This window comes from Thermoplasmatales archaeon, assembly GCA_014361245.1.
Taxonomy (GTDB): domain Archaea; phylum Thermoplasmatota; class E2; order UBA202; family JdFR-43; genus JACIWB01.
Window position 1 is genome coordinate 25,725 of the sequence record JACIWB010000002.1, and the last position, 19,936, is coordinate 45,660.

At 33.2% G+C, this 19,936-nt stretch carries 17 protein-coding genes; 13 read left to right on the forward strand and 4 right to left on the reverse strand.

Annotated elements, in window-relative coordinates:
- Positions 1–30: 30 nt before the first annotated feature.
- Positions 31–3,279: a DNA polymerase II large subunit gene (locus H5T45_00820; protein MBC7128260.1), complete on the reverse strand. Its 3,249-nt coding sequence runs from the start codon at positions 3,277–3,279 to the stop codon at positions 31–33.
- Positions 3,280–3,360: 81 nt separating this feature from the next.
- Here H5T45_00820 and eif1A point away from each other — a divergent pair, with 81 nt between their 5' ends.
- From eif1A to H5T45_00875, 11 genes are read left to right on the forward strand one after another with little or no spacing between them, the layout of a single operon-like run.
- Positions 3,361–3,669 carry a translation initiation factor eIF-1A gene (gene eif1A, locus H5T45_00825; GenBank protein MBC7128261.1) on the forward strand — a complete coding sequence of 103 codons (309 nt, stop codon included), beginning with the start codon at positions 3,361–3,363 and terminating at the stop codon, positions 3,667–3,669.
- Entirely contained in the window at positions 3,666–4,364 is a 699-nt protein-coding gene (locus H5T45_00830; protein ID MBC7128262.1) for a serine protein kinase RIO, read from the forward strand. The genes eif1A and H5T45_00830 overlap by 4 nt, the downstream gene beginning before the upstream one ends.
- A 5-nt stretch (positions 4,365–4,369) precedes the next feature.
- Complete coding sequence (locus H5T45_00835) at positions 4,370–4,894, forward strand: RNA-processing protein (GenBank protein MBC7128263.1); 525 nt, start codon at positions 4,370–4,372, stop codon at positions 4,892–4,894.
- A 36-nt stretch (positions 4,895–4,930) separates the two neighbouring features.
- On the forward strand, positions 4,931–6,097 hold the full coding sequence (locus H5T45_00840) for an aconitase X catalytic domain-containing protein (GenBank protein MBC7128264.1): 1,167 nt from the start codon (positions 4,931–4,933) through the stop codon (positions 6,095–6,097).
- Positions 6,088–6,486 (forward strand): DUF126 domain-containing protein, encoded by a 399-nt coding sequence (locus tag H5T45_00845; GenBank protein ID MBC7128265.1) that lies wholly within the window; start codon positions 6,088–6,090, stop codon positions 6,484–6,486. The genes H5T45_00840 and H5T45_00845 overlap by 10 nt, the downstream gene beginning before the upstream one ends.
- Positions 6,483–7,235, forward strand: a complete 753-nt coding sequence (locus tag H5T45_00850) for an isopentenyl phosphate kinase family protein (GenBank protein MBC7128266.1) — start codon at positions 6,483–6,485, stop codon at positions 7,233–7,235. Before H5T45_00845 ends, H5T45_00850 begins: the two co-directional genes overlap by 4 nt.
- Before the next feature lie 16 nt (positions 7,236–7,251).
- A complete protein-coding gene (purC, locus tag H5T45_00855) occupies positions 7,252–8,271 on the forward strand; it encodes a phosphoribosylaminoimidazolesuccinocarboxamide synthase (protein ID MBC7128267.1) in 1,020 nt (339 codons plus the stop codon).
- Entirely contained in the window at positions 8,261–9,586 is a 1,326-nt protein-coding gene (locus H5T45_00860; GenBank protein ID MBC7128268.1) for an MFS transporter, read from the forward strand. The genes purC and H5T45_00860 overlap by 11 nt, the downstream gene beginning before the upstream one ends.
- Positions 9,587–9,606: 20 nt before the next feature.
- Positions 9,607–10,617: a type 2 isopentenyl-diphosphate Delta-isomerase gene (locus tag H5T45_00865; GenBank protein MBC7128269.1), complete on the forward strand. Its 1,011-nt coding sequence runs from the start codon at positions 9,607–9,609 to the stop codon at positions 10,615–10,617.
- Positions 10,605–11,552 (forward strand): polyprenyl synthetase family protein, encoded by a 948-nt coding sequence (locus H5T45_00870; GenBank protein MBC7128270.1) that lies wholly within the window; start codon positions 10,605–10,607, stop codon positions 11,550–11,552. Before H5T45_00865 ends, H5T45_00870 begins: the two co-directional genes overlap by 13 nt.
- Positions 11,549–13,216, forward strand: coding sequence for a glutamate--tRNA ligase (locus H5T45_00875; protein ID MBC7128271.1), 1,668 nt, complete (start codon positions 11,549–11,551; stop codon positions 13,214–13,216). The genes H5T45_00870 and H5T45_00875 overlap by 4 nt, the downstream gene beginning before the upstream one ends.
- Here the strand turns inward: H5T45_00875 and H5T45_00880 are convergent, their stop codons facing one another.
- Complete coding sequence (locus tag H5T45_00880) at positions 13,217–15,382, reverse strand: PAS domain S-box protein (protein MBC7128272.1); 2,166 nt, start codon at positions 15,380–15,382, stop codon at positions 13,217–13,219.
- A 45-nt stretch (positions 15,383–15,427) separates the two neighbouring features.
- On the opposite strand from H5T45_00880, the gene H5T45_00885 reads away from it, so the two are divergent.
- Positions 15,428–16,354, forward strand: coding sequence for a flippase-like domain-containing protein (locus H5T45_00885; protein MBC7128273.1), 927 nt, complete (start codon positions 15,428–15,430; stop codon positions 16,352–16,354).
- A gap of 9 nt (positions 16,355–16,363) precedes the next feature.
- Positions 16,364–18,655, forward strand: a complete 2,292-nt coding sequence (locus H5T45_00890; GenBank protein ID MBC7128274.1) for a beta-galactosidase trimerization domain-containing protein — start codon at positions 16,364–16,366, stop codon at positions 18,653–18,655.
- On the opposite strand, the gene ftsY is transcribed toward H5T45_00890, so the two are convergent.
- Both ftsY and pfdA read right to left on the reverse strand, forming a co-directional pair.
- On the reverse strand, positions 18,633–19,538 hold the full coding sequence (gene ftsY / locus H5T45_00895) for a signal recognition particle-docking protein FtsY (protein ID MBC7128275.1): 906 nt from the start codon (positions 19,536–19,538) through the stop codon (positions 18,633–18,635). The two genes, H5T45_00890 and ftsY, sit on opposite strands and share 23 nt — an antisense overlap.
- Entirely contained in the window at positions 19,522–19,935 is a 414-nt protein-coding gene (gene pfdA, locus H5T45_00900; protein ID MBC7128276.1) for a prefoldin subunit alpha, read from the reverse strand. Before pfdA ends, ftsY begins: the two co-directional genes overlap by 17 nt.
- Position 19,936 lies beyond the last annotated feature (1 nt).

Consider the following 19,936-nt stretch of genomic DNA (forward strand, 5'->3'; position numbering starts at 1 on the left):
AATATATAATACATTTTTTTAAATTTTTTGTTAGAAGAAATCGGTGAGGGTTTTATCTTTTCCATTTCTAAAGAGTGATTCAACAAATTTTTCTGAAAGCAAGATGCGCTGTTTTGTATAATTTGGTATATCAAATTCCTCTGCCAGTTTCTTTATAACTCCTAAATATTTCTTTATAGAACTTTCATGAACTGTTAGTAATAGCGTGCTTCCGCATTTTCCACATTTTCCAGTTAAAGTGATGCGGCGATATTTTGTATTACAATTTGTGCATCTGAACTGCTGTTTTGTGAAAGCTTTTAAATTTCCTGTTAAATCCGGAAGGAAATGTTTTTGAATTATTTTTGTAACAACATCTACTTCATCAACAGCCCTTATCTTTATTGCCAGATTTATCTGTGCCATTACCTTATCCTCCATGTTTTCATATAGCTTATATGAAGATGTTTTTGGAGCATTTGCTATGTTGCTTGTATCATGAGTAAATCCAAAAAATTTATACTCTTTTTCACTCCCAATTCTATTTGCAACTAAATCCATTTCCTTTTCAAGTTCTTTTGAATGAGCGTAAATATGAGTTTTTCTGTAGAATAGCAGAGGATAGGAACTTAAGACATCCAAACTCAATGCTTCCTTATCTATTTCACTTGGAGAAATTCTTGTTGCTATAACAAGTGGTAAGTCCATTTTTCCCCCTCTTTTTTCGGGTATATATTCTTTTGAGAAATTTATTAATACATCGGTAAGAAGCATCAATGAATCCTCATCACCATCGCAATTCCTCCTTTTTGCTGCATGGAAAAATGGATGGGCACAGCATACATTTAAGTCAATAAATCCAATTATTCTTCCAATGATTCCCGCTGATGTATGGGGGGATAAACCAACTACTAAGTGTCCTATTAAATCATCCAGACTATTTGCATTGTAATATGCATCAATTTCATAAATTTTTAAAAGCATTTCATCAATATATTTAGCAACTCTGAGAAAGTATTCTCCACATTTTTTTGAGGGTATAACATCCTGTGGCATCAGTTCAACAATTTGATTATCATTTACTAATTCATTTCCTTTATAATCATATTTATATCCTAACTCTCTAAGTTTTTCTACAGAAACACCTATTTCATATGGTTTAAAATGAGTTAATGGCATATTTGTCATATCGTATCTTATAGTTCCATCTTTAAAAACATAAACATCATATTTTGCTCTTATAATTCCTTTTTCTATGCATTCTGGAGTTTTACTTGAAGAGGATAAACCAATAACTCCCTTAACCTTCTTCATCTGTGTATTTATTCTTTTTTCGGATTTACTCAATTCCTCCTTAACATCTATTTCAAAATTTTTTATATTTCCCGTAAAATATGTATGCCCGCCGCACTCACATTTTGTTTTATAACCTATTCTTCCACAATTTTCACATCTCCTTTCTCCCAATTCAGCAATTATTTTCCCTGTTGTATTTAAAATCCTTTCCTTTCCCCCCTTCTCAATTCCTACAGGGAAGAGAACATGCGGGGCGGGCGACATTTTCCTTTCGGCGGATTTCTCGGGTCTTCCCATTCTTGCTCCTATTCTGTGAATTGCTTTAGGAATTATTTTTATTCCAAGAATTTCCTGAACAGCATCAATTGCCTCCTTTGAACTATTTTTAACTTCAAAAATTTTTCCATCAATCAATTCAAATCCGCAGCACTTGATAATTACATCTGCATATTTCTCTACAATATAGCCATCTCTTTCAAGATGAGTGACTCCAAGATTTAATAAAATTTCCTTTAATCTTTTATCTCTTTCAAGATATAACTTTCCATCATATCTTGCTTTTTTTATAAAATTTCTCAAAATCTGAAAATCATCCTTACTTATATCATGCCAGAAAAGATTATAGGAAGGATGGAGCGGGATTCCATATTCTCTCGATAATTCAATTGCTTTTTCAAAAGATATGCTTTCAAAACTCTCTATTCCATGCTTTATTTTTACCTCTTCAATATTTGTTTTTTCCTCAAGTTCTTTAATCCACCATTCATAGCAAAAACTTGCGGGAGGAAGAATTGAATTGTTCTCAAAAAATTCTCCAAAAGGTATTAAAATTTCTCCCAAATCAATTATTTCCCTAACATTTTTGGCAATTTTAACCGCTTCCTCAAGAGAATTCACCTGTATAAAATCCCCGTTATCAAGCAAAACCATCGGTCCTTCGATACTGTCGCAAGGAGTTGCAATCGTTCCCTTCCCCGGTCTTTCGGTCTTAAGCTGTGTCCCAACCGCAATAAATCCATCTAGCAAATACATGGTTGCAGGATGCATTGCTGTTGCCCCCAGCCCGCAACTTCTCGCCCTCCCATATCTGAGCCTGAAGCCACCCTTGCGAGATGGATGACTTATTACAGGGCGCCCACCAATCAGATCTTCAATATATCTTTTAGATGGTTCTATTTCCCTGTTCTCATCCACTTCTTTAGAAAAGTTTTTCAGGAAATTCCATCCTTCAAGATTTAATCTTGTAACATGTTTCATAAGCTTTGGTGCTTTAAGGCAGAGTCCTTCGGCTATTACAAGGCATGCCCCCCCTCTTATTCTATTTGTTTTTATTCTTGGCAAATCTCTTTTACCCATTACCTCATCCTTTTCAGTTGGCTCGCCATTTATACAGATAGGGCAATTTCTTATGATTAGTTCTATCTCCTCTGAGGATGGTAAATATTGCAAATGTGTTATTCTATCATAAAGAGGGATTTCTTCCTTATATCTTTCAACTTCATCATCAGTTGGCTTATATCTATCTACTCCTAATTTTCTTCTGACAACATCAGCAATTAATACACTCATTGCTTCTCCTGTTCCTCCGGCAGAGCGAATAGGTCCAGAAAAATAAAGGTCAACATATCTACTTCCATCAAAATTTTTTCCAATCTCAACAGATGATATTCCTTCTATGGGAGCAACTAAAACACCTTCTGTTAATATTGCGAGTCCGGTCCTTACCGCTTGCTCAATTATTTCTGCGTGACTTCCATTCATATTTTCGGCAATCTCAGTTGCTATCTGAATAGCAGTTTCCTCTCTTCCTTTTTCTTTCAAATATTTTCTTATTTTATGAGCTATCCCACTTGGACCAACAAGCTCTTCAACCCTGTCAGCAAGGTCCTTTGCAAAAGATATCTCTACTTCTTTTTTTGGATCATAACCTTTTTTCCTTGCTAAATTCGCTATTTCATAACATTCTCTTGCCTTATTTTCTATCCATCTAAAATATTCTTCCACAAAAAGAATAAAGAAGACATAAATTTAGTTTTTTATTTTTCAAATCGATATCTTCATATATATTTACAAATTAACCTTATAATGGATGAAGAAGTTGAGCAACGAATACCCTTGCCAAAAAAAAATGAAAAAGAAATGTTTGCTATTGTTGAACAGCACATGGGAGGGGGTAGATTAAAGATTGTTTGCGAGGACGGAAAATCAAGAATGGCAAGAATACCTGGAAAAATAAAGAAAAGAAAGTGGATAAAAACAGGGGATTTAATCATTGTCAAGGCATGGGATTTTCAGGATGAAAAAGCGGATGTAATATATCGCTACACCCCGACCCAGATAGTAAATCTTGATAGAAAAAATCTTATTCCCGATACCCTAAAAGGATTTTTATGAAAAAAATTGAAGAGCTAAGGAAAACAGAAGGAGAAGTTTTTGAAAAAACAACCCTCGATGCCCTTGCAAAATTGATGAATGACGGTTTTATTGATTATATTGATTTTCCAATTTCAACTGGAAAGGAGGGAAATGTTTTTAGAGGGGTATGTGGTGAAAGATTAATAGCAATCAAGATTTATAGGATAAATACTGCAACATTCAGAAGCATCTCAAAATATCTTATGTATGACCCACCTGAAAAAATTAAATTTGACAGAAGAAACATAATTTTTGCTTGGGCTAAAAAAGAATTTGGCAATCTTAAAAAATTGTATGAGGCTGGCGTGAGGGTGCCCGAACCAATAGCGATTGAGGAAAATGTAATTGTAATGGAGTATATAGGGAGCAAGGCGAAGCCAGCCCCATTGCTTAAAGATGCAAATATAAAAAATGCAGAGAAAATTTTTGAGAAAATAAAAAAATATCTCAAGCTTATGTATCAAAAAGCAAAACTTGTTCATGCCGATTTTTCTGAATATAATGTTCTAATTTATAGAAATAACCCAGTTATAATAGATGTGGGACAAACTGTTAAAAGAGAAAATCCGATGGCAATGGAATTTTTAAGGAGAGATGTATATAATATAGTAAAATTTTTTAAAAAATTCATTAATATAGAAGAGGAAGATACAATCTCTTACATAATTGGGTGATGAAGATGAAATATGTTAAAATTCCTATTGATAGGGTGGGTGTTTTAATTGGCAAGAACGGAGAAACAAAAAGCAGCATAGAGAGTTATGGATTAAAGCTTGAGGTTAACTCGAGCATAGGAGAAGTTAAAATAGAAAGTGAGGATAAGATAAGGGAGATGGAAGCAGAAAATGTTGTTGTTGCAATTGGAAGAGGATTTTCTCCAGAGAAAGCAATTCTTCTGTTTAATGAGGACTACTATCTTGAAATAATTGATATAAGAGATTGGGTTGGGAAAAAGGAAAATCATATAAGAAGGCTTGCTGGCAGAGTGATTGGAAAAAATGGAAGGGCAAGAGAAATTATAGAAGAATTAAGTGGAGCATATGTGAGCATTTATGGACACACAATTGGAATAATAGGGAAAATCGAGAATTTGCAGATTGCAAAAAAAGCAGTAGAGATGTTGCTTGAAGGAGCAAATCATTCAACAGTTTATAGATTTCTTGAAGAAGAAAATAGAAGAAGAAAGATGATGGAAATGCTCTGAATAGATATATTTTTTAATTATTAAAGGTATTCAATTATGTACCTCACGCCCGAGCAGGAAAAAATGCTTGATGGTGAAGAAGGGGAAATTGTCGCCAGGATGCTCCGCCTTCTTGTAAGGCTTGGAGAGGTTTATAAAGCGGAAAAAATGATTGAAGTTTCTTCAGCCCAGATTGCGGGTGTTTCATATAAATCAATAGAAGATGCTGGTCTCGAATTTCTTGAAGATATAGCAAAAGAAGCAAGGGTTAAAATTTTAACATATTTAAATCCAGCTGGCATGGATTTAGAAAAGTGGGAGGAAATGGGTATAAGCAAGGAGTTTGCTGAAAAACAGATGGCTATAATAAATGCCTTTAAAAAGATGGGAATTGTAATTTCTGCAACCTGCACACCATATCTTGCAGGAAATTTACCAAGATATCGCCAGCACATAGCATGGAGCGAGTCATCCGCTGTTTCATTTGCAAACTCGGTTATAGGGGCAAGAACAAACCGTGAAGGAGGTCCTTCCGCTCTTGCAGCAGCAATAACAGGTTTAACACCTTATTATGGCTTGCATTTAGATGAAAACAGGGAGCCAGATTTTATTATAGATGTAAAAGCAAATCTTTTGAACCCCACAGATTTTGCAGCACTGGGCTATCATGTAGGGGAAGAAATCAAGAATAAAATACCATATTTCAGGGGAATAAAAGATGCTGATGTAGATGATTTAAAGCAGATGGGGGCGGCGATGGCGGCTGCTGGCGCTGTCGCAATGTATCATGTTGAGGGGATTACACCCGAGGCAAATGAATATGAAATTAAGGGGAAGGAGAAAATTGAGGTGGGCAATGAAGATGTGGAAGAAGTTTATTCAAAATTGAGCAATAGCGGGGATGTGGATATAGTGATTTTCGGCTGCCCACACGCCTCCCTTAATGAAATAATAAAAATTGCAAAATTTTTAGGCAATAGGAAAGCTAAAAGAAATTTCTGGATATGCACTTCTCGAGCTGTTAAGGAAGTTGCGGAAAGAATGGGTATAAATGAGAAAATTGAGAAAGCTGGCGGAAAGATAATAGCAGATACATGCATGGTTGTTTCACCAATTGAAAAAATTTTTGAAAAAACTGGGGTGAATTCTGCAAAAGCGGCCCACTATCTACCAAGTTTTTGCAATCAAAAGGTTCTTTTTGCGAGAATGGAGGAATTAATATGAAAGGGAGGACAATATACCCGGGGAAAGTGAAGGGTGAGGCAATAGTGAGCAGGGAAGCATTCAGCTTTTATGGAGGTGTTGATACAAAAAGTGGAATAATAATTGACAAAAATAGCTCTCTATATGGAAAATGTATAAAGGATAAGATATTTGTTTTTCCTTGCGGAAGGGGTTCAACGGTTGGCTCGTATGTAATTTATGCTCTAAAAAGGAATGGAGTTGCTCCTAAGGCAATAATAAATAAGGAGACGGAAACAATAGTTGCAACTGGGGCAATAATTGCTGGCTTAGTATGCGTTGATGGAATTGATATAGATGCCATAGAAGATGGGGATATTGTTATAGTGGATGCAAAAGAAGAAGAAGCGGATGTGATAGTGGAAAAATGATTATCATAAAATTAGGAGGAAGTGTTATAAGTGATAAAGAAAAGCCATTCTCCTTCAATAAAAGAATTGTTGAGCAGATTGCAGATGAAATTAAGCCATTTTACCCAGAAAAAAAATTTTTGATTGTGCATGGCGGCGGGAGCTACGGCCATCCTCTGGCTAAAAAATATGGAATAAAGGGTGGATGGAGCAAGGAAAAGGCGGCGGGATTTTATAAGACGCATAGGGCAATGATGGAATTGAACATGAAAATAGTTGATATTTTTGTTGAAAAGGAATTGCCATCCTTTCCTGTTTGCCCTTCCTCAATTTTTATAGTCAAGGAGGGAGAGATTGTTGATGGCTATACAGAGATTATTGAAAAATTGATTGAAAAAGATTTTATTCCTTTCCTTTATGGAGATGTATCAATTTCAGTTGAAAGGGGAATCGATATTTTATCGGGAGATCAAATAGTGACATATCTTGCAAATAATTTTTCTGCTGAAAAAGTCATATTTTTGATGGATGTTGACGGAATTTATGATAGAAATCCAAGCGAAGGAGATGCGAAATTAATTGAATTAATTGATGAAAAAATTGAAATAAAGGCAAGTAAAGGATTTTTTGATGTTACTGGTGGAATAAAAAATAAGATTGAAGAAGCAATGAAAATTGATTGCGATGTTTATTTCATAAATGGAAAAATAAAAGGGAATTTAACAAAAGCGATTAAGGGAGAAAAAGTTGGAACAGTAAAATTTAAATGATAAAGGATATAACTTTATGGGAAGCGTAAAGGATTTGAGAATTATTGAAGAAGCAAAAGAAAAGCCTGGGATTGCTGAATTCATATTTTCAGACCGCTATTCAGTTTTTGATTGGGGTGAAATGCCAGATTTAATAGAAAATAAGGGCAAGTCACTCTGCTTAATTGGAGCATATTTTTTTGAAAAAATGAATAAAAATGGAATAAAAAATCATTATGTTGGAGTTGTTGAGGATGAAAAAATAAAAAGTATAAAAGAAATTAAAGAAGCAACAAACAGGATGAGAATAAAAATTTTAAGAGTTATTAAGCCAAGAATATGCGGGAAAGAATATGATTATTCAGTTTATTCAAAAGAAAAATCAAATTTTCTTATACCTGTTGAAGTAATATACAGAAATTTTATAGCAGAAGGCTCAAGTTTTCTTAAGAGGTTGAGGGAAGGAAAAATAAATCTTGCTGAATATGGTTTAAAAAAAGTGGAGGCAAATCAAAAGCTTGATCAGCCAATATATGAATTTTCTACAAAGCTTGAAGAAATTGATAGATATATAAGCAGGGAAGAAGTAAAAAGAATTGCTATGTTAAGCAATGAAGAAATAGAGGAAATTATAGAAATTTCAGAAAAAATAAATGGGATGATAAGCAGGGAAGTGGAAAAAACTGGAGCAAGAAATGAAGATGGAAAAATTGAATTCGGTTTTGATGAAGAAAGAAATATTATTGTTGTTGATGTTGTTGGCACACCAGATGAATGCAGATTTACAATAAATGGCATACCGATAAGCAAGGAAATTGCAAGAATTTATTATAGAAAAACAGAATGGTATAAAGAAATAGAGGAAGCAAAGAAAATTGATGCAATAGATTGGAGGCGAAAGGTCACTCAGCCGCCGTTCCTGCCTCCCATACTCAGGGAAAGCATTTCGTCGATTTATCAATCTTTATGCAATGAAATAACAGGGAGAAGATTTTTTAAAGTGAAGTCATTTGGAGAGATAATAGCTGAAATTAAGGAGCTTTTAAATGAAGGATAAAAATATAGTTTTGATTATAACATGTTTTTCATCTTTTCTTGTTCCATTTACAAGTTCATCAATTAACATAGCCCTTCCCTCTATAGGAAGAGATTTTGGCGTTGATTCAATTTTTCTTGGATGGATTACAACATCCTATATACTGGCGACAGCTGTCCTTCTTTTGCCATTTGGCAAAATTGGAGATATTTATGGAAGAATTAAAATTTTTTTATACGGGATAATAATTTTTGCAGTTGCATCTTTTCTATCAATGATTTCCTTTTTGCCATATCTTTTTTTAATTTTAAGAATAATTCATGCAATAGGAAGTGCAATGATTTTCTCAAATGGAATCGCAATTTTATCTTCATTTTTTAGGGAAGAAAGAGGGAAAGCACTTGGCATAAATGCGTCATTTACCTATGCGGGACTTTCAAGCGGCCCATTTATAGGGGGATTTTTAACAAGTTATTTTGGATGGAGAAGCATATTTCTCCTCATGATTTTCATTTGTATTTTAATAATTTTTTTCCTCAGCAGATTTAAATATGAATTTTCTGGTAATTATGAGAAATTTGATTATTTTGGCTCATTTCTCTCAGGAGCATCTATAATCTCTATTATATGCGCCCTTTCAATAATTGATTCAATAAGAGGAATAATAATTGCAATTTTCTCTTTTTTACTTTTTATATTTTTCATTTTTTGGGAGAGCAAGATGAAAAATCCATTGATAAACCCTTCAATTTTTGGAAAAAATATTGTATTTGTTTTTTCAAATTTAACGGCATTAATTCATTATACTGCCACAGCATCATTAACATTTTTTATGAGCCTTTATCTTCAAAATATAAAAAACTATTCAGCGAGCTTTGCTGGATTAGTTCTTGTGTCTCAGCCGATTTTTCAGGCAATTTTTTCTCCAACTGCTGGAAAATTATCTGATAGAATAGATGCAAAAATAATTGCATCATTGGGTATAGGATTAACTGCTCTTGGCATTTTTTTACTAGCTTTATATATCAGAAATGATCCAGGTTTAATAATAATAGTTGTAATTCTCTCATTAATAGGATTTGGTTTTGCATTTTTTTCTTCTCCAAATACAAATGCAATAATGGCAAGTGTTGAAGGAAAAGAATATGGAATTGCATCTGCTACACTTGCTACAATGCGCACGATTGGTCAATCCGCAAGCATGGGAATTGCAATATTGCTCACAAAAAATTATTCTTTTGTTGATGCAATGGAAAAAGCATTCATAATTTCAGCGATTTTATGCATCATTGGAATATTCACATCAATTGCAAGAGGTAGAAATAATTATAAATAATTTAAATAATTAATGGGAAGATGAAAAATAGAAAAAAGGAGCACCTTGAAATAGTAATGGAAAAGGATGTCATGCATTCTTATAACTATTGGGATGATTTCATGCTGATTCATGATGCATTACCTGAGATAAATATTGATGAAATAGATCTTTCAACAGAAATTTTCGGAAAAAAGCTTTCAATGCCGATAATAATTGCAGGAATGACGGGTGGCTTCGAGGAGGCGAAGGAAATAAATAGAAAAATAGCGATGGTTGCGGAAAAATTTGGCGTTGGCATGGGCGTCGGCTCGCAGAGGGCGGGGCTTGAAAACAGGGAAGTTGTTGAAAGCTACAGTGTGGTGAAAAATTATCGTGTGCCTTTGAGAATTGCAAATGTTGGAGCTCCTCAACTGCTTGAATGGAATAATGTAATAGAGAAAGCGAATGAGGCTATAGAGATGATAGATGCGGATGTGCTTGCAATACATTTGAATTTTTTGCAGGAAGTTATTCAACCAGAAGGAGATAGAAATGCAAAGGGATGCGTTAGGATGATAAAGGAAGTTTCTTCCTCAGTTGATAAGCCAGTTATTGTTAAGGAAACAGGGGCTGGAATAAGCAGGAAGGTTGTTGAGAAATTACTAGATACTGATATAGTTGGAATAGATATTGGAGGGGCTGGAGGAACATCTTTTTCAGCTGTTGAAAGCTATAGGGCAAAAAAAATCAGAAACAGGATACAGGAGGAGATAGGGAAAATATTCTGGGACTGGGGAATTCCCGCTCCTTATTGCTTGATTGAAATAGCGGAGATATGCAAAAATGCTGGAATTGAAATAGTTGCTACTGGAGGAATAAGGCATGGACTTGATGTCGCAAAATCAATAGCACTTGGCGCAGATTGTGCGGGTGTTGCAAGTGCTATTTTAAAAAGCAAATCAATGGACGAAAAAATGGAAATTTTTAAGAAATCTCTTCTTTTTTCAATGTTTCTTACGGGGTGCAAAAATATTAAGGAGCTTAGGGAGGTTGAGATATGGACTATTTAGAGGAAATAAGAGATGCTATTGATAAAGGAATAGAAAATTATCTCTATGAAATTGAGCCAAAAAATTTGTATAATGCGGTAAAGCATCTGCCCTTCGCGGGGGGGAAAAGATTGCGCCCGATAATTGCCTTTATTGCCTGCGAAGCGGTGGGTGGGGATGGAATGAATACAATTCCTTTTGGAGTTGCTCTTGAACTAATTCATACTTTTACCCTTATACATGATGATATAATGGATAAGGATGAGGAAAGGCGGGGCAAACCAACCGTTCATAAAATATTTGGAGAAAATACAGCAATTCTTGCGGGGGATGCTCTTTTTGCAAAATCTTTTGAAATAGCAAGCTATATAGAAAATGATAAAATTGCAAAGAGAATTTTAAGAAATCTTGCAATTATGGCAAAAGAAATATGCGAGGGACAGGATATGGATATGAGTTTTGAAAAAGAAGAATATGTTGATGAAAAAAAATTTCTTAAAATGATTGAAAAGAAAACAGCAAAAATGTTTGAACATGCGGCAATGGGAGGAGCAATCATTGGAATGGCTAAAGAAATAGATATAGAAGCATTAAGAAATTATGGTCTAAATCTTGGAATGGCATTTCAGATATGGGATGATTGTCTTGATGTAATTGGGAAAGACATAGGAAAGCCAGTTGGAAGTGATATAAGGAGGGGTAAGAAAACAATTCTTTATATATATGGATATAAAAAAGATAGGGAAAAATTGCTTAAAAATTATGGGAAGGAAAGCAATGAAGAAATTAAAAAAGTAATATCATTTTTTGAAGAAGTAGGGGCAATAGATTATGCAAAAAATATGGCTTTTGAATATGCAGAGAAGGCAAAAAAGGCGATAGAGAAAATTAAGGATAGCGAAGAAAAGAAGAAGTTAATTGAAATTGCTGAATTTGCGGTAAAAAGGGAAAAATGAAGATAGAGGATATTGCAAGAAAACATGCTTTAATAAATGCATTGAAATTTGGCAAAGCAGATTTAAAAGCAGTTATTGGGAAGGTAATTGCTGAAACTAATGCTGATGCAAAAGAAGTAATACCTGTTGTAAGGAGAGTTATTGAGGAAATAAATAAACTTAGTGTTGAAGAAATAAGAGAAGAATGCGAAAAAATTGGCATTGAGGAAATAAAAAAAGAGAAGGAAGAAAAAAAGCTTCCACCATTGCCATTTGCTAAGAAAGGGGAAGTTATTACCCGCTTTCCGCCAGAGCCAAATGGCTACCTCCATATTGGGCATGCGAAGGCAGCTCTTATTGATTATGAGTATGCTAGGATTTATGATGGGATATTTATTCTTCGCTTCGATGACACGAATCCTGTAAATGAAAGGAAGGAATTTTATGAAGCTCAGAAAGAAGATTTGAAATGGCTTGGGATAGAATGGGACAAAGAATACAGGACTTCTGATAATTTACCAAAGCACTATGAGTTGATTAAAAAAATGCTTGATGAGGGGAATGCATATGTATGCACATGCAGTGAAGAAAAAGTGAGGGAAAATAGGGCAAATGGAAGGGAATGTGAATGCAGAAATAAAAATTTTTCATGGGAAGATTTTAAGTTAATGGAGGAAGGAGAGGCAACTATAAGGTTAAAAGGAGATATGAAATCATTTAATACAGCAATGCGAGACCCAGTTTTATTCCGCATAATAGAGCATCCCCATCCAATTCATGGAAAAAGATTTAGGATATGGCCTACATATGATTTTTATGGAGCGGTTGAGGATTCTTTATCAGGAGTTACTCATCCTTTTAGAAGCAAGGAATATGAACTAAGGGATGAGGTATATTTCTACATACTTGATTGCTTGGGTTTAAGAAAGCCATATTTAATGGAATTTTCACGCCTTGAGATAAAGGGAATGCCTGTTTCAAAAAGAAAGATAAAACCACTGATAGAAAATAAAGTTGTTATGGGGTGGGATGACCCACGCCTGCCAACTCTTATTGGTTTAAAAAGGCGTGGCATACTGGCAGAGAGCATAAAAGAATTTGTTCTTTCTCAGGGAATATCAAAATCTGAGGCAATGGTTGTTTTTGAGAACATAGAGGCAATAAATAGAAAAAATTTGGATGCAAAAGCAAAAAGATATTTTTTTGTTCCAGAGCCAGTAAAACTTATTGTTGAAGATGGAATTGAAAAAGAAGTTGAGCTGAGAAATCATCCGTCCATCGATATGGGTAAAAGGAAAATATTTGTTGGCAAAGTATTTTATATTCCCAAGGAAGATGTTTTAAAAATAAAAGAAGGAAATTTAATAAGGCTAAAAGATTTGTATAATGTAAAAATAGAGAAAAAGAATTCATACCTGTATGGGAAATTTGCGGGAGAAAATATAATTGAAGGAGTGGAAAAAATACAATGGGTAGGCGAGGATAAGATAGAACTGAAAGTAATTGTTCCCCTTCTGCCATTTAAAAATGATGAATTTGATGAAAATAGCTTAAAAATAATTAATGGATATGCAGAAAAAAATGTGGAAAAGATTGAAGATGGAGAAATTGTTCAATTTGAAAGATTTGGATTTGTAAGGATTGAAAGGAGAGATGGAATAACTGGCATTTTTTCTCATAAATAATTATGCCTTCTTAAGATATATTTCAAATTCTGCTCTTTTTGCATCTTTAAGAATTATCTTTCCTCCATATCCTTCAACAATAATTTTTGAGAGATGCAAGCCCAAGCCGCTTCCCTTGCTTTCCTTCCCTTTTGCCCCAAGCTCAAATATTCTTTTTGCAACATCCTCGCTTATTCCCTTTCCATCATCTCTTATTCTTACAATATAGTAATCATTTTCTTCATCAATATCTATTTCAATATTCTTGCAGTTTGAATGAATTATTGAATTCTCTATGAAATTTGAGAATATATTTTCAAGCAATTCATCAGCGATAACAAAAGCCATCTTTTTCTTAAAAGAAATTTTTATTCCTTTTTCTTCAGCAATATTTTTATGAAATTCTATACTCCTTTCTATTGCATCATCCAAACTAATTTTTTTGAGTTCTCTTTCTCCAATTCTCCCTACTATGCTTAACTTGTAGAGAAGTTTTTGGGATTGCATAATGTTTTCATATGCTTTATCAAGCAAATTTTTCTGCTCTTCGCTTAAATCACTTTCTCCGAGCAATTCTAAACAACCAGCAGCTATCTGATTTCTATTTCCTATATCATGCCTTATGAGGGAGTTATACATATCAAGCAATCTTCTTGTTTCCTTCAGTTCAGTTATATCCTTTATTATCCCCTGATAATATATCTTATTATCTTTTTCAATTTTTATTGCAGAAACGAGGCAATCAATTATTTTTCCATCCTTCCTTTTCAATCTAACTTCATAATTTTTTAAAAACCCTCTTTTGGCAATTTCTTTCTTGAATTTTTCCCTATCCTCACTCTTTTCATAAATTTCATCAATATTTATCTTAAAAATTTCATCTCTACTATAGCCGAGAAGTTTTAATCCAGCATTATTTATATCAACAAATTTTCCTTCATAAGTAGAAATATAGATTGCATCCATTGATTCATCAAAAATTCCTCTATACTTTTCTTCAGATTCTTTAAGAGATTTGCTGTATATGCTCAATTCCTCCATCATTCTATTGAAATCTCTTGAAAGCGCTGATATTTCATCATTTCCACCTGTTTTTGCCCTTATATCAAGATTTCCCTTGCTTGCTTCCCTTGTAACATTTCTTAAATCCTCAAGCGATTTAGTTAAATTTTTTGAAAGAACAAGAGAAGTAATTATAACCGCCGCCAAAACACAAAAAAACATCCCCAAATATTCTCTTGTCCTAGCAGAAACAATTTGAGTAATGACTTTTTCCTGTAAGAGAAAAATCAGGGAGCCCTTCATTTCTTCAATTGGATGAGAGAAAGCATAGTATTTTTCACCATTCATTTCTATAATTTTCATTCCAGCTGATGAATTTTTTATAAAATCTCCAATTTCTTTAAGCCCACTTATGTTAAAAATATTCTCTTCCTCAAAAGTTTCATTCCATTTCCTACCCATCTCGCTATATTCAGGATGAACTAAAATATCGCCATCTTCTTCCACAAGAATTGCATATCCATATCCTGCAAAATTTATATCAAGTATATTGTCCCTTATATTCTCAAGTAGCAAATCCGCGCCAGCCACCCCGACAAATTCACCATTTACAAGCACTGGCGTAGAAATTGTTGTTGTTAATTTTCCAGTATTTGCATCTATATATAGAGGGCTCCATAATGTTGAATTATTTTCTTTTGCAGATATATACCATATTCTTTTCCTGTAATCAAACCTTTCACCTGTCTCATTAGATATCTCTTCTAGTTTTTTTGTAAAGTTGCTATCGCTTAAAAAGCATAAACCATTCTCCATTCCAAAATATACAAGAGTTATATTTTCATCTCTTTCCATTAATTCAAATGCCTGTTTTATAAATTCAAAATTTTTAATTTCCTCGCTATCATAACTTCCATTTACACTCCATATATAGGATAAGTTGTAATATTTTCCTTTCCCCCAGTTTTCCTCTATTAACTTAACTACATTTTCCAATTTATTTCTAAAATACTTAAAAATAAAATCATAAAATTCAGATTTTGATTCAACAAGAGTTGCTATGTTTTTTTCCGCTTGCGCCCTCATTTCTTGCCCACTTCTTTCAGAGAGGATATAGGGTAGTATTATAAGTGGTATAATTGAAATTGCAAGCATGATAATTGTTATCTTGTATCTAAATTTCACAGGAATATATCAGAAAAATATTAAAAACTTATTCATTTTTTCAGTATGAAATGGAAGAGCATAAAAAAAATTCTGCCTTTTTTTGGCTTAATTCTATTTTTTTACATTGTTTATGATGCTGGAATTAATGAAATTTTTGAAATTTTTAAAAAAGTTTCTCCTCTAGCTATTTTAATATCCTCAATCCTTTTTATTCCTCGCTTTTTTATAAGCACTTATAAATGGATGCTGATATGCAGGAAGCAGGCAATAGAAACAAGATATCTTTATTTAATTAAAATAAATCTTATAGGTCTTTTTTATGGAAGCGTAACACCTCTCTGGATAGGAGATTACATAAGGGCTCCTTATTTAATGGAAGAAAGCAAAAGACCCATTCATGCATGCATTATAAATGTTTTCATTGACCAGATTATTGAGTTAGCATCCCTCATTTTTTTAGCTCTTTTTAGCTCAATCCTTATTTACAGAAAATTTCCTTATTTCCTTCCCATATTTTTCTCAATTTCTTTAATAATTTTATTTCTTTATTTCATATTCAAGGAAAAAAGCAAAAAAATATTATCTTTTTTCAAATTTGTAATACCAGAGAAATTTTCCTCATGGATTTCTCCAGATTACATTTATAATTTTCCATCCATATCTTTTTTCCTTTTAACAATTTTTATAGAAATTTTAAGTTATTTAATCATGTTTCTCCAGATATATATAATTTCATTTTCCCTCAATATTTCGATTCCATTTCTTGATTTCGTTTTAATATATTCAGTTGCTTCATTAGTAGGAATAATTCCAGTAACCATTGCTGGGTTTGGAACAAGGGAAAGTGTTCTTATATACTTCTTTTCTTTTTATGGAATTGATAGCGCATCTGTAATAGCTCTTTCTTTAAGCGGGTATATAATAACAATACTTATTCCCGCTCTTTTTGGTGGAATTTTTTCAATCAGAAAAAATTTAAAAGTAGATTGATTTTTTATTATGAAAAAATTGGTTGCAATGCTTATAATTTTAACAATTTTTCCATTTAAATTTAAAAGCCATAGCATAAATAGCGATGAAGGAGATGAATGGCTAACCAATGCAAGAATTTTAACTCCATATTCCTACAATCTTTCATGGGAGGATGCAATTAAAAAAGCTGTTGAAAACAATGCAAATGTTATTCTTGATTGGGCAGGCTTCAGCGATACATATCAAGGAAGAATATTGAATATAAATGAATCAATAGAAGAATTGAAGGAAAAGACAAATTTCATTCACTCAAATTTTCCAGGAATAAAATATGTTGTATATGTAGCACCTCTTGAAATGCAGACAATTGATAGCGACATGAATGAAGATGGAAAAGACGATGATGGAAAAAACAGCGCATATACAGATCATCCTGAATGGCTCCAGGTTGGAAAAGATGCAAGGAAGGCGGTTTTTTACGGCTGCCTGCCTGGCATGCCCTTCTGGGTGGATGAAAAAAGTGAGGATGTATGGCTTAGCCCGAGTAATAGAGAATATAAAAATATTGTATTAAATATAGCAAAAGAAATAGCAAATTTTGTTGATGGCGTATGGCTTGATGTTCCTCATTTATGTTTTGAATTTGGTGATGTATGGAAGGAGCAATGGTGCAGTCTTGATGAAGCAAGCATGAAAGATTTTTATAATGACACCGGCTTCATTCTTTCTCCTCCCCTTTCCCCAGATTGGAATAATTCCTCATGGCTTGCATTTGTTAAATGGAGATATAAACAAATAAACGATTTCGTAGGAGATTTTAATAAAGCGCTGAAGGAAGTAAATCCCAACTGCAAGCTAATTGTTGAGACATCTTCTTCAACTGTTTCATCTACTCAGCACGGAGTTGATTTAGAATTGCTTAATGGGGCATGCGATGCTATTTGCCATGAATACGGTGGTCCTTTTGAGGATTTGCAATACTATGGATGGATATATATGCTCGCTCATCTAAAATTATGGCATGATATTGACAAAAACTATTCATTTCTTCTTTCATATGTTGATGGAAATAATTTAAATCTTCTAAAATTCCACGCCGGAATAATTTTAGCATCATGCTATGATAACTATTATGCTTCTGGGGATGAAACAATGTCTGGGTATATCAATGAAAATTTCTTAAAAGAATTATTTAGATGGCTTAGCAATAATGATGATTATTTTTGTGGATGGAAAAATAATCCAGAAATTGCCCTAATTTTTTCAAGAAATACGCTTGATTATGCAGATAAAGGAAGCTGGGAAGGTTATGCATATCATGATGAAATTACTGGTTCAATAATGATGCTAATTCAATCAAACATACAATTTAAAGTGATAGATGAAAGAAATTTAGAAGAAATAAAAAAGTATAAGGCAGTTATTTTACCAGAATTTTCGTGCATGTCAGAAGAGCAAGCAAATATTTTAAGAGAATATGTTATGAATGGAGGAATTCTAATATCAACACATGAAACATCTCTTTATAATGAATATGGAATTAGAAGAGAAAATTTCCTTCTGAATGATTTATTTGGAGTTAATTTATCAGATATCGAAGAAAAAATTTACTTAAATGAATATGGAAAAGGAAAATCAATTTTTTATCCTTTGCCAGTTGGAAGATATTATATATGGGAGGCAAATCCATGGGAAGAAGAAGGAAATGAAATTGAGGCAGAGAAATGGAGGGGAAAATTCTTAGAATTAATTGAAAAAGCAAATGCCCCTCAGGATTTTGAAATATCGGGAAATGCTGTTGCTTTTAAATATGAAAAAGATGGAAGAGAAGAAATTAGGATAATAAATTTTGGTGGGTTAGAAGAAATTAGGATAAAAGGAAAAATAAAAGATGTAAAAATTTTGAATTTTATGGAGGAAATCATAGATGTTGAATTTTATGAAAATGGAAATGAAACTATAGTATATGGAAATTTCTCAAATCAATGCACTATTTTATATTCAAAAGATGAAGAGCTTTTCGTTGAAATTTTAAAACCATCAAAGGGTAAAATATATTTTATGGATAGAGAAATTGCAATAATAAATTCCGAAAAAGCAATAATAATAGGAAAAATTTATGTAGAAGTTACTACAAATGGAAATAAGGTTGAATTTTATTTGAATGATAAAATTGAATTTATTGATTATTCTCCTCCATTTGAATGGCTTCTTAGCAAAAATTGCTTTGGAAATTATGAAATAAAGGCAATATCTTATTTAAACGGGAGAAGTAAAGAAGATAGTTTATCAGCATTTATTCTTCAAATATCCTTTTAATCATCCATTCAGCATTGAATGGTATCTGGTCTTCATATCTCTGCCCAGTCCCTATGAAGTAGAGTGGCTTCTTTATTGAATATGCTATTGATATCGATGCCCCTCCTTTTGCATCCGCATCTACTTTTGATAATATCACCCCATCTATCCCAACTGCTTCATTAAATTTTCTTGCCTGCTCTATTGCATCATTTCCAACAAGTGCATCACCAACAAAAATTGTCATGTGCGGCTTTGCAACTCTCTTTATTTTCTTCATTTCCTCCATTAGATTTATATTTGTCTGCATTCTCCCAGCAGTGTCGATTAAAACAAAATCTTTGTGCCTCGCTTTTGCATGCCCTATCGCATCATACGCAACAGCAGCAGGATCGGCGCCAAAATCATGCTTTATCAACTTTGCTCCTACTTGCAAGGCATGCCTTTCAAGTTGCTCAATTGCGCCAGCCCTGAAAGTATCGCATGCCGCAATTACACAGCTGTAACCCATATTCTTCAACTGCCAAGCAAGTTTTGCTATTGCTGTTGTTTTTCCTGAGCCATTTACCCCAACAAATAAAATTATCACTGGTTTCTCAAATTTTTTAATTTCTTCAAAAAAATTTCCCTCGCTATTTTTCAATATCTTGTATATCGCATCTTCAATTATTTTACTCACTTCCTCCTTTGCCTCTTTCCTTGATAGACCGACCAAATTCCCTTTTATTTCTCTTTTAATTTCTTCTATAACTTCAAAAGCAACATCTGCCTCAATTAGCTCAATTTCAACCTGCCATAGCAATTCATCTACTTTCTTCTCACTTACTCCAAATAATCCCTTCTTTTTTTCTTCTTCAATAACTTCTTCTGCTTTCTTTAACTTTTTTTTAAGAAACTGGAACATCTTCTTTTTTAATCTTCTTTGAAATTTCGTTCATCCTGTCGCTCAATTCTTCCGCAAGATTTATCAATTTTTCCTCGCTCTTCATCAATTCCTCTATTTTTTTATTCAGAAAATCAATCGCTCCATTTGTTGATTTCTCTATAAATACCTTATCTCCTATACTCAATATAACCTTCTTTGTATTCTTTAGCGTTGTATATGCAAAAACATTTCCACCTATTGGCATAAGAATTTCCTTTCCTTCTTCCATTGATGCCATCTCTTGCAATGTTTCAATAGTCCTCCTGTATTCATTTATCATTCTTTCAATTACATCAATCTGTGCATATGTATTTTCAATTTCCTCCTGATGTCTCTGCAATAAATATATATTTTTTCTTAATTCTTCATCATTCATT

What these genes read in the sequence shown, in the direction of transcription:
- H5T45_00835 (MBC7128263.1), top strand. Translation starts at nt 4,370, where the DNA reads ATGAAATATGTTAAAATTCCTATTGATAGGGTGGGTGTTTTAATTGGC.
- H5T45_00890 (MBC7128274.1), top strand. Translation starts at nt 16,364, where the DNA reads ATGAAAAAATTGGTTGCAATGCTTATAATTTTAACAATTTTTCCATTT.
- pfdA (MBC7128276.1), bottom strand. Translation starts at nt 19,935, where the DNA reads ATGAATGATGAAGAATTAAGAAAAAATATATATTTATTGCAGAGACAT.
- eif1A (MBC7128261.1), top strand. Translation starts at nt 3,361, where the DNA reads ATGGATGAAGAAGTTGAGCAACGAATACCCTTGCCAAAAAAAAATGAA.
- H5T45_00875 (MBC7128271.1), top strand. Translation starts at nt 11,549, where the DNA reads ATGAAGATAGAGGATATTGCAAGAAAACATGCTTTAATAAATGCATTG.
- H5T45_00885 (MBC7128273.1), top strand. Translation starts at nt 15,428, where the DNA reads ATGAAATGGAAGAGCATAAAAAAAATTCTGCCTTTTTTTGGCTTAATT.
- purC (MBC7128267.1), top strand. Translation starts at nt 7,252, where the DNA reads ATGGGAAGCGTAAAGGATTTGAGAATTATTGAAGAAGCAAAAGAAAAG.
- H5T45_00865 (MBC7128269.1), top strand. Translation starts at nt 9,607, where the DNA reads ATGAAAAATAGAAAAAAGGAGCACCTTGAAATAGTAATGGAAAAGGAT.
- H5T45_00830 (MBC7128262.1), top strand. Translation starts at nt 3,666, where the DNA reads ATGAAAAAAATTGAAGAGCTAAGGAAAACAGAAGGAGAAGTTTTTGAA.
- ftsY (MBC7128275.1), bottom strand. Translation starts at nt 19,538, where the DNA reads ATGTTCCAGTTTCTTAAAAAAAAGTTAAAGAAAGCAGAAGAAGTTATT.
- H5T45_00870 (MBC7128270.1), top strand. Translation starts at nt 10,605, where the DNA reads ATGGACTATTTAGAGGAAATAAGAGATGCTATTGATAAAGGAATAGAA.
- H5T45_00860 (MBC7128268.1), top strand. Translation starts at nt 8,261, where the DNA reads ATGAAGGATAAAAATATAGTTTTGATTATAACATGTTTTTCATCTTTT.
- H5T45_00850 (MBC7128266.1), top strand. Translation starts at nt 6,483, where the DNA reads ATGATTATCATAAAATTAGGAGGAAGTGTTATAAGTGATAAAGAAAAG.
- H5T45_00840 (MBC7128264.1), top strand. Translation starts at nt 4,931, where the DNA reads ATGTACCTCACGCCCGAGCAGGAAAAAATGCTTGATGGTGAAGAAGGG.